Genomic DNA, 11,242 nt, shown 5'->3' on the forward strand with positions numbered 1-11,242 from the left:
TGTTTTCAAGCGTCGTGTTTGTATTCTGTCATTTTAACACTTCCTTTATAGCTATAATTTTTCTTAACAACTGGTGAATGTAAAACATAATTTAAATTAAATCGATATTTGTATAAAACTTTTAAACCACCAATGAATTTATGGGTAAATAATGGATTTTTTATTTTTAATCCCCTATGAGGTTGACAACCTTCAATTATTACAAGAACTTTATTAAAATAAGAACAGGTTTACTTTTTAAATTCATTTAATATTAAATAGATATTATTTATTGCTTATTCTTCATCTTTATAATTAAAAATAATGTTATTAATTATTTTATTTTGCAAAACATTATAAATAACAATACCCGTTTGTCCAATTCCAGCATGGTCAATTGTAATAATATATTTTAATTTATTTATTTTATTTTTTTATCAATTTGTAATATTTTTCAACCATCTAATGATAAATCTAAAATATCATTAATTTTGTAATGTCGCATATATGAATTAATAACATCTCATTTATTTTTAAATAAATTTAAGTACATTTTTGCAAAATATAAACACTGTAAATCATAATGATTTTTATGGTGGAAAATACGACAATTAAAATGTTGACAATTAACTCAATCAAATGATATTGTTATTTCATTTCAAGTTTTATTAATATACAAACTTTTATATTCTGCCACTATAATAATTCCTTCATTAATCACTATTGTATAATGCTCAATGTTCATTGATAATATCAATTACTGAAACTGGATAATATCGTATTATTAATTCTTGTAATTTACTTTCAATTTTTTATTTCATTTTTTCATCAAATATTTTCCTTTCTGTAAAAAACATAATATTATTTTATTGGTTAATATTTTGATATTTAGTAAATAATGTATTTTATTTTAGTATTTATTCATTTCGCCGCCCCTGCTAACCACCAGAGTGAAGCGGGGCGGCGGCTATAAGGTTATTTAGACATAGTTTATCCCCCAAGGAAGCAAAAAAAGTTTTTACTGAGGAGTTATTAATTACGCTTCATTCATCCCTACACAACTTTATATAAATAAAATAATTTTTTGGAGTTACAACCATCTTGTTTTTTTAGTGTCTGATATTGTTTTTTTCGGTTTAGCAGCACTCTTGTAAAAACAAATAAAAACCCCGCAATATAACATTTCGCAAGTGATTAATCTTGCTTATAATTAAAGAAATAAATAGAAGTAAGTCCATTCGCTTTCACATTTTATTTAAAGCTTCGTGCCATAGATGAGTTATCAATCTTTAAGCATTAAAATATTAAGTTTAAGAGTTGCATTATTGATCGGATAATACCTTTATTTAAAGGGATTTATAAAAATAAACTTTATTTTATGTAGAAAAAACAAAACTTAATCTATTTTTATGATAAAAGTTCTAAATTTAAAGATACCATCCGATCAATAATGCAAATAAATTTATGTTTTTTAATATAAAAATAAAAAAAACAATCTTGCAAGATTGTTTTTATCAGTTCATTTTACAGGACACTTATTTATATCATATCGTAAATATAAAATAATGTGTGATAAAATTAAGAAGATAAATTATAATAAGAGAGGAATAAAGAGTTTTGATGACAAAACAAGTATTTAAAAAAATAATAAATAATCGAAAATTGATTGTAGAACATGGTCAATTAGCAAAACAAGCAAGCGGCTCAGTTTTGATTCGCTACGGAGAAACGGTTGTTTTAGTAACAGCAACAGTTAATAATAAAGTTAGTGAAGCTGATTTTTTTCCATTGACGGTTGTTTTTCAAGAAAAATTATATTCAGTAGGGAAAATCCCGGGGGGATTTTTAAAACGAGAAGGAAAACCATCAGAGTATGGGACATTATCAGCACGATTAATTGACCGGGCTTTACGACCGTTATTTTCTGAAAACTTCCGGAATGAAGTGCAAATTGTTATTAATGTTTTAGCAGTTGATAATGATAATGATGTTAGAATTGTTAGTTTATTTGCCGCATCATTAGCCCTTAGTATTTCAAAAATTCCTTTTGCTGAACCAGTAGCGGGAACATTAGTAATGATTGATCAAAAGAATAATATTATTATTAACCCCTCATTAAAGCAACTAAACGATGGACAAATGGAACTAATTGTGGCAGGAATGGCGAATGCAATTAATATGGTTGAAGCGAGGGCTAAAGAAGTTTCCGAGAATTTAATATTGAAAGCAATTTTAACTGGCCATGGGGTTATTCGGGAGTTAATTACTTTTCAAAACGAAATTATCGCTAAAGTTGGAGTTTCCAAAATGGCGGTTGAATTGTTTCAAGTTAGACAAGAAATTATGACTTATGTTAATGAAAATTATGCAAAGGAATTAGTTACTGCAGCACAAATTAAAACAAAGATTAAACGTTATGATACAATTAATTTTTTAACTGAGCAAGCAATTAGTCATTACCTTATCCCATCATCTATTACAGAGAAAGAACAAAAAAGGTTAATTACCGAATTAAAAACAACGTTACATGATATTGTTCGTCAAGAAGTGCGTCGTCAAATTATAATTGATAAAACTCGGTTAGATGGCCGAAACATAGATCAAATTCGTCCATTAAGTAGTGAGATTGATATCTTACCAGTTGTTCATGGGAGTGCTTTATTTACACGTGGTGAAACACAAGTTTTATCAGTTGTAACGTTAGGGGCATTGGGAGAAAACCAAATTATTGATGGTATTACTAATGAAGAAGGGAAACGCTTTATGCACCATTATAATTTTCCTCCATTTTCTGTTGGAGAAACTGGCTGAATGGGTCCTCCTTCACGACGAGAAATTGGCCATGGTGCATTAGGAGAGAAGGCCTTAAGTCAAATTATTCCGAATGAAAAAGTGTTTCCATATACAATTCGAATTGTTTCAGAAGTTTTAGAATCAAATGGTAGTACTTCACAAGCATCGATTTGTGCTGCGACATTAGCTTTAATGGCTGCTGGTGTTCCGATTACAGCCCCCGTAGTGGGAGTTGCAATGGGATTAGTTAAAGAGGGGGAAAATTATACTATTTTAACTGATATTCAGGGAATGGAAGATCACCTTGGCGATATGGACTTTAAAGTAGCGGGGACGGCAACGGGGATTTGTGCCTTACAAATGGATATTAAAATTACAGGGATTGATAAAGCAATATTAAAAGAAACATTAATGGCTGCTAAAAAAGCACGTTTGACGATTTTAGAAAATGTCTTAGCTACGATTGCAACTCCACGGTCTGAATTAGCCCCAACAGCGCCAAAAATGAAAACATTTATGATTCCAGTTGATAAAATTCGGAAAGTTATTGGTCCTAATGGTAAGATGATTACAGCTATTATTGAGAAATCTGATGATGTAAAAATTGATATTGAAGATGGTGGACAAGTTACCATTTATCATAAAGCAACAACAGCAATTGAAAAAGCATATCAATTAATTAAAGCGATCGCAATACCTGTTACAATTGGTGAGGAAATAATTGGGACAGTTGTTAAAGTTGAAAAATTTGGGATTTTTGTTAATTTAAAAGAAAATGTTGATGGTTTAATTCATATTTCGAAGTTATCAGACAAACATGTTAAAAAAGCGGAAAATATTGTTCAATTAAATGATAATGTTAAAGTTAAGATTTTAGAGATTAATGAAAAAGGGAAAATTAATTTACAATTAATAGAAATTATACCTAAAAAGTAACTTAATTTTTTAATAAAAACTCTTAAATAACTAGTTAAAATATTTGTTATAATTAAAAAAGAATTAGGAGAGTTAATTATGAGTAAAATTGCAATTGATATGATGGGAACTGATTTAGGTATTATACCTATTATCGGAGCTTTAAAAGTTTTTATGAAAAAATATCAAGATGTTACTTTTATATTAATCGGAAGTGAAAAAGAACTTAAAATTGCTGCTGAAGGAGCAAAATTAGATAATACTAAATATGAAATTTTTGCTACAACAGAAATAATCGCTATGACAGAAGGAATGGTTGAAATTCGGCGTAAACCAGATAGTTCGGTGGTTCGGGGAGCGGAATTATTACGTGATCAAAAAGTGGATGCTTTGGTTTCGGGTGGTTCAACGGCTGCTTTTTTATCCGCGTGTCATTTTCTTGTGGGCGAAATTCCTAGTGTTTCTAGGTCAGCTTTTATGCCTTTTATTCCGACCGTTAAAAAGGGGAAGTCGGTTTTAATGTTAGATGTTGGGGCTAATTTAGAAAACAATGCCCAAGATCTTGTTAATTTTGCAATTATGGCTAGTATTTATGCTAAAGAAATTATGCATAAACAAAAACCAACTGTTGCAATGTTAAACATTGGCGAAGAAACAACAAAAGGGAAAAATTATCATAAAGAAGCTTATAAATTATTAACAAATAATAACAAAGTTTTTTTTAAAGGGAATATTGAACCACGTGATATTACTAGTGATGTTGTTGATATTATTGTAACAGATGGTTTTACTGGTAATATTGCTTTAAAAACATTAGAGGGGGTGTCTAAAAATTTAATGGATTTAATTAAATACGAGTTAGCAAAGAACTTTTATCGAAAATTAAAAGCACTATCGTTGCGAAAAGTTTTTAGCTGCGTTCGCGAAACCTTTGATTATCGAAATAATGCGGCAGCATTAGTCATTGGTTTAAGGGCAATTGCTGTTAAAACCCATGGTAGTAGTGATGAAAAATCATGAATTAGTACTTTAGAATTAACTCATAATGCAGTTGTTAATGATTTTGTCCAAAAAATGACAGCAAAATTATTAAAAAGGGATTAATGATAGGATGCAGTTTGCAAACAAACAACCGCAACAACTTTTTCATGAATTAAAAAATTTTTTTGAACGTTATCATATTTTTATTAAAAAACAACAATATTATTTAGAAGCATTAACACATAACTCTTATGCTAATGAGCATAATTTGATTTATACTTATCAACGAATGGAATTTTTTGGGGATGCTATTTTAGCTAAAGAAATTTCCTTATATTTATTTTTAAGTTTCCCAGATAAAAATGAAGGAGAAATTACTAATTTACGTAGTAAAATTGTGCGAGAAGGAACTTTAGCAGAATTAGTGCGCCGGATGAATTGAGCACCCTTTTTATTATTAGGAAAAGGAGAAATTAAAACAAAAGGGTATCAAAAAAACCGGATTTTAGCCGATATTTATGAATCAATTCTAGCCGCCTTATATCTTGATTTGGGGGAAGAAACTGTCCGAACCTTTATTAAAAGAACTCTTATTAACATGGTTTCTAATCCTGGTTTTTTTGACCAAATTCGCGATTATAAAACTGAATTACAAGAATTTTTACAAACTGGTGATACCCACACATTAGAATATAAGTTAGTTAAAGAATCACCAACATCGGAAAACAACCGCGTTTTATATACTGTTATTGCTGAAATTTGCGGTATTCGGTATGGCGAAGGGTGCGGTTATACGCACAAGGAAGCCGAACAATTGGCCGCTCGCAACGCCTTACAAAAGTTAGCAAATAAACCAGAATATCATTTTTATAAATAATTAATAATATAATTATATTATATTATTGGTATATGGAAATGGAAAATAATGATGATAAGACATTTGTTAAAAATTTTTGATTAAGTTTTACCAAAAATAGTTTACAGGTTTTAGGATTTGTTTTTAATGTTAATAATTATTATTACCTTATTCGAGGGGGTAATTCTGTCTAACAATTTAAGCACTAGTCAATTAAAATTAATTGGAAAAGATTTATACAGTACTAATATTACGTTCCAAGTTAATAAAAATTTAAAAATTGTCTCAAGCAATCAAAGTTTATCATATAGGTTAAATAATATTAATTATATTAATAATGGTGGAAATTTAGATCTTAATAAAATAGATAGTTCTTATTTTCGTTTAGTTAACAAAGAGCAATATAGTTATAAAATTACATTAGATTAAAAAACAGATCGAGCTGGAAAATTAATTGATTCAAATAGTTCAAATTAATATTTTGTTGAACAATTAAAGGCATCCGGTAATGTTGCATTTAATTTTAAAAGTAATATTTTATCAAGTAGTTCTTGTTTTTTATATAAAAACGGGTATAAATAATTAATGGGTATTTTAAGGACCCGACACAAATTTAATTATTCTTGTTAATTCCTTAGATAATGCTAAATTAGGAAAATATACGATTATTTTACTAATGCTTATAAAGAATTTAAGACTAATCAGGCGTAGATTTATGAATTAAAAATTCAATTATTAAATTCAGTTGTTATTGTTTCAGTTTCTGACTGTATTTTAATGAGCGATACAATACGCATTTATGATGTTTTTAAAACGGAGCATTTTTATATTAAAAGTGACCATCCATATTATTTAACAACACCAATTATGGTGAAGGGGTTATACAGAGTTTTTAAATTATAAGGCTGATGATAATCAGCCATCAATTATTATTAATAATTATTACGGTTCACAAAATAAGATTAAAATTGGTGATCTTTTTAATTGACCGGGCTATAGTTTTATTACTGAAAGACGGAGATAGTCACCATGGGTTTTATGATGTTGGTTTTGGAACGAATGATTATGTTAATAGTACCACAAATTAATCATCATTTTTTTATAATCCTTATTTATAATTTGGCGGTGATTACTATACGAAATTATTAAATGGGATGACGGCAGGTGATGTATCGCGCCTAATTAACAGTAAAATTACCATTAATGCTTGCAACTAATACTGTGTTTTTATTAACAGAATTAAATCTTGGCTTTTTACAAGCCCGTAGTAGTTGAAGTGAGACATGGCTATAATGTTTATGATGGTGTTTCTTATTATTTTTACCTGTTTTAATCATCCTTATATACTCATAAATCATATAATTGAACTTATTAATAATAAGGAAGATATTATTGGATCAACCTTAATTACTATTTCTTTTATTATTAATAATTTCATATTTTATTATAATTAGTATTATTGTTAATAAATTGTTGTTATTAAATCAGGAAATTATTGGTAATTTAAAGGCCCAAGGTTATCGAACTGGGATAATTGCTTTCCTTCTATTGTGTCTTGTTTTTTACTTTTAATGTTTGTAATTGCGACGCTTACCTTACCGCTAGTAACAAGTTTGATCTTTCTTTTGTTTTAAATATTATTTATCAAGGTTTTTTATAATTCATAACTTATATTACAATTTCACCACGATTATTAATTGTGGAGACATATTTATTACTTACTTTTGTGGTTTGTGCTTATGCTTTTTTATTCAATTATTTATTGAAGTATCATGCTCAACCTTAGTTTTATTAAAACCAAAAGTAGTAAAAGTTTGCGTTACTGAGGGGCGCCATTTGTTGCATTTGAACTTTAAATATATATATGCTATAAAATTAAATCATAAAAAGTTAATAAAATTATTACAAATTAAAAATAAAAAACAATAATAACAAAAAGTATTAAATTAAAAATATTGTTTTTAATATTATTTTAAAAATTATAAAATTAAACACAACAAAAAACAAATTTTATTAGTCTTATACAAAAACTAATTTAATTTAAAAAAATTTTTTAAAATATTATTTTAATGTAAAATTTCCCAAGCAAGGTCTAATTGTAGTATTTAATATATCTAAAATAGATTTTAATCTACTATTAATATTAATTGATGGGATCATTTTGAACTAATCAACATATTATTATATCTTTATTTATTATTTCTAACAAAGCATATCAGCATCGTAAAAATAAACTCTTATTTTAAAATGTTTTTCTATTGTTTTTAATCTATAAAATTATTTTCCTCTATAGGTTAAAATAAAACTAAATTTGCTAATACCAATTTGGTTAATCATTTTAATTAAAATTGTTAATACAATAATTGCCTTTTTACTAAATAAAATATGATAAAAAAATATTTTTGATTTACAATTTAACAAAACTAACAAATGAAAATCACCACAATCAAAAATATCCATTTCTCAAATTATATTAAAACTTAAATTATCTCCATAATAATTTAAAAATTACTTATAATCTCTAATATTAAATAATTTTCCACGATTATCATTTTTTCCCCATTTTTTTGTTTTTATTTTTTTATTTTTAAAATATAATATTTATTTTTTTAAATTAAAATAACCTAATTTAATATATTTATACATTGTTTTAAATATACAACAAATTTTACATAAATTATATTGTAATTCATACGAATTAATAATATTTTGTGGCGAACGATCAAAATTATTATATTCATTAGAAAAATGACTTAATTATTTCCAAATAGTTCTATAATATCTATTAATTTGCTTAGCAATTTTTTGAATATTAATTATTCTATTTTTATTTTTAAATAATTAATTATCTTTAAATTTTGCTAAATTTACTCTTTCATTAATATCTAATCTTTCATATTTTTTCACACTTTACCTACTAAAATATTACTGTATGTTATAATTTACATATAGTAATTATAACATATTAAATAAGGAGATAAAAATATGAAAAAAATACTTAGTATATTGGGAACAATCGGATTAACAGCAATAAGTACAACAAACATTAATTAGTTGTGAAAAAAACCAAATAACAATGAAAACGATAATAAACCCGAGCCACCATATAATCCACAACAACCACCATAAAATAGTAGTTGAAAAGTAATTACTGATATGTCAAAAGAAAAAGGTGTAATAATAAATAAAAATTTATTTGAAGATGTAATTGTACAGAATGGTAAACATTATTTTGTTATTTTTAGATTAAAAGGTAATTAAATACTTTGAAAAATTTATAAATTGGAAATTGGAAAACCTAATAATATGCCAATATATTTCGATGGTTTAAAATATATAAAAAAATTTTATCGTTGAAATGGCGATAATAAACCAGAAATACCAACAATAAACAAAGATACTGGAAAAATTATTGATTGGAAAGATTAAAAAGGAACTATTATTAAATTCATTTTTATATTAATCACACAAATTTAATAAATATAATTAATAAGAATAAATTAGTTATTGTATTATATAATTCAGGATTAAATTTTAATAATTCAAATGTTTTAATAAAAAAACTATAAATTGTTTGAAAAATTTTACCAACTCCACTTGCTATTTCATTCACTTGTTTAACACCTGGAATATTATTTACAATTCAAATTGCAGCATTTTTTTATATAACACACTAAATTATGTCAATTACAACTTTCATATTTAACTTGTCATCATTTTCCATCAGGAAATAGTCCACCATTATTTATTTATTGTCATTTATAAATTTCAAAATTAAAATCATAATAATGGTAAATATCATTTGCTATTTATACTTATAATTAAAATACATTATAATCGATTTTTTGTTCTTCAATTTTTTATATTTTAAACCATTGGATAGGTTACAATAAGTTGGACCATATTTATGTGGATTTTCAAATAAAATATAATTATGAAGAAAGTAGGAATATAAAAATGGGGAATAAATTCATCGGTATATTAATTTAAAAAACAAATTGTTTTACTTTATCAAAATGGCAAAACTATTCTTGAAATTTTTAAATAATATAAGGTGTCAAAATCAACTATATATTAGTTAATTGAAAAATTTCATAATTCTGGATCTTTTAAAGCGAAAAATAATCGCACTGTTGAAAAAATTAACTGATTGCCTTGCGAAAAGAATTAATCCAATTATAAATGAAAAACAACCTTTTAAGGCAAGCAGTGCTGATAATTAATAAAAAAATAGAAATTATTAACAATAATAAAGAAAAATGTTCCATGCGAAAAATTGGTCAAATAGATCAAAATTAAAGATAGCAAAATCAACATATTACTATCAAATTAATAAATGTGGCTATGGTTGATGTTAATAATTATGAACAAAAAGTTATCAGCGCATTTAAGCTAATCGCCAAAATTTATAGAGATTGTAAAGTTAAAGATTTTTAATCAGAAAGATATTATCTTATCGCGAAGAAAAATTCACCAAATTATGATTAAAAATTAGTTAGTATCTAAAATATACCAAATTAAAATATCGTAATCATAATTTGGTGTTTAATAACAACGAAATTAACAACGTTTTAAACCGTTAATTTAAAAAATTAATAAACACACAACCCAAAATGAAGTTGTTGTTAGTGATTTAACATATGTTCAAGGTGGTTGCTAAATGACATTATTTTTGTTTGTTAATTGATTTGTTTAATCGTGAAATAATTGGCTATAGTGTCGCGCGAGACAAACAAAACAGTACAACTAGTGCAAAGAAACCTTCTATTCAATTACAAGACCATTAAAACAAATTACGTTATTTCATACTGACTGGAGTAATGAATTTAAAAATAAAATCATTGATAATACCTTAAATATTTTTAACACCAAACGATCATTAAGCAATAAAGGTTATCCTTATGATAATGCTGGGGCTGAAACAATTTACAAAAGTTTTAAAAAATAATTTGTCAAGAGGCAAAAATTTATAAATTTAACCCAATTAAAATACAAATTATTTAACTTTGTGCATTGATGTAACAATATTATAATTCACGGTAGTTTAAATTATTTAACACCTGTTGAATTTAGAAAACAACAATCCATATAAAAATGTCATAAAAAGGGTTGTTAATACAAAAGAAAATTTATATTTTCTATCATGAAAATATAAAAAAATAGGATTGATAATCGAGGGAAAATTAGTAATTTTCGAACTATTTAGTAAACAAAAAATGATAAATATGAATTTGGTTGATTTCAAACGGATATAGTGGTTGGTAAAAATCATCGATCTAATCGTCGATCTAGTTATTTAGTCTTAACAGAATAATTAAGCACAAAAAAACTTTTTGTAAAAAATTAAAAGAAAACTCGGGATCAGAAGTTACGAAAGCAATTAAAAAATTTTAAATAATAATATTTTCAAAAACATAAATATTAAAGGAATTATTACCGATCAAGGTAAATAATTTAGTAACTGAAAAGAAATAAAAAAATTGCTTGTACTATGTTTGTTTTTGTGATGATGGAACACCTAATCAAAAACCGTTAGTTGAAATAATTAATAGAAATATTATACATTGATTTCCTAAAGGAACAGATTTTAACAATATTACATAACAAGAAATAGATTGAATTATTAATGTTATTAACAATAAATCAATGACTTGTTTATAGTGATTAAATTAACAATAATTATTTTTAAATTTATCATAACATATTTAATAATTTTTT

The 11,242-nt window shown here is 25.6% G+C and carries 9 protein-coding genes and 2 pseudogenes; 8 read left to right on the forward strand and 3 right to left on the reverse strand.

Going from position 1 to position 11,242, the window contains the following annotated elements:
* Positions 1–400: 400 nt before the first annotated feature.
* Positions 401–676, reverse strand: coding sequence for a hypothetical protein (locus ACE38S_RS03485; protein WP_374696418.1), 276 nt, complete (start codon positions 674–676; stop codon positions 401–403).
* A 923-nt stretch (positions 677–1,599) separates the two neighbouring features.
* On the opposite strand from ACE38S_RS03485, the gene ACE38S_RS03490 reads away from it, so the two are divergent.
* From ACE38S_RS03490 to ACE38S_RS03510, 5 genes are all read left to right on the forward strand, one after another.
* Complete coding sequence (locus ACE38S_RS03490) at positions 1,600–3,708, forward strand: polyribonucleotide nucleotidyltransferase (protein WP_374696419.1); 2,109 nt, start codon at positions 1,600–1,602, stop codon at positions 3,706–3,708.
* 78 nt (positions 3,709–3,786) lie between these two features.
* Positions 3,787–4,791, forward strand: a complete 1,005-nt coding sequence (gene plsX, locus ACE38S_RS03495) for a phosphate acyltransferase PlsX (RefSeq protein WP_374696420.1) — start codon at positions 3,787–3,789, stop codon at positions 4,789–4,791.
* Between the two features lie 7 nt (positions 4,792–4,798).
* Positions 4,799–5,545 (forward strand): ribonuclease III, encoded by a 747-nt coding sequence (rnc, locus tag ACE38S_RS03500; protein ID WP_374696421.1) that lies wholly within the window; start codon positions 4,799–4,801, stop codon positions 5,543–5,545.
* Between the two features lie 126 nt (positions 5,546–5,671).
* Complete coding sequence (locus tag ACE38S_RS03505) at positions 5,672–5,953, forward strand: hypothetical protein (protein ID WP_374696422.1); 282 nt, start codon at positions 5,672–5,674, stop codon at positions 5,951–5,953.
* Positions 5,954–6,432: 479 nt separating this feature from the next.
* Positions 6,433–6,612: a hypothetical protein gene (locus tag ACE38S_RS03510; protein WP_374696423.1), complete on the forward strand. Its 180-nt coding sequence runs from the start codon at positions 6,433–6,435 to the stop codon at positions 6,610–6,612.
* 90 nt (positions 6,613–6,702) lie between these two features.
* Here the strand turns inward: ACE38S_RS03510 and ACE38S_RS03515 are convergent, their stop codons facing one another.
* Positions 6,703–6,861, reverse strand: coding sequence for a hypothetical protein (locus ACE38S_RS03515; RefSeq protein WP_374696424.1), 159 nt, complete (start codon positions 6,859–6,861; stop codon positions 6,703–6,705).
* Positions 6,862–8,509: 1,648 nt separating this feature from the next.
* Between ACE38S_RS03515 and ACE38S_RS03520 the strand changes: the two genes are divergently transcribed.
* Positions 8,510–8,578 carry a lipoprotein gene (locus tag ACE38S_RS03520; RefSeq protein WP_374697124.1) on the forward strand — a complete coding sequence of 23 codons (69 nt, stop codon included), beginning with the start codon at positions 8,510–8,512 and terminating at the stop codon, positions 8,576–8,578.
* 252 nt (positions 8,579–8,830) lie between these two features.
* The gene (locus ACE38S_RS03525; protein ID WP_374696425.1) at positions 8,831–8,953 is read left to right on the forward strand and encodes a hypothetical protein; all 123 of its coding nucleotides are present in this window, start codon (positions 8,831–8,833) and stop codon (positions 8,951–8,953) included.
* A gap of 25 nt (positions 8,954–8,978) precedes the next feature.
* Here the strand turns inward: ACE38S_RS03525 and ACE38S_RS03530 are convergent.
* Positions 8,979–9,398: pseudogene (locus ACE38S_RS03530) on the reverse strand (spiroplasma phage ORF1-like family protein); the annotation flags it as partial.
* A gap of 1,089 nt (positions 9,399–10,487) precedes the next feature.
* Here ACE38S_RS03530 and ACE38S_RS03535 point away from each other — a divergent pair.
* Positions 10,488–10,616: pseudogene (locus tag ACE38S_RS03535) on the forward strand (IS3 family transposase); the annotation flags it as partial.
* Between the last annotated feature and the right edge of the window lie 626 nt (positions 10,617–11,242).

It is taken from the genome of Spiroplasma endosymbiont of Polydrusus formosus (assembly GCF_964263245.1).
Lineage (GTDB): Bacteria > Bacillota_I > Bacilli_A > Mycoplasmatales > Mycoplasmataceae > Spiroplasma.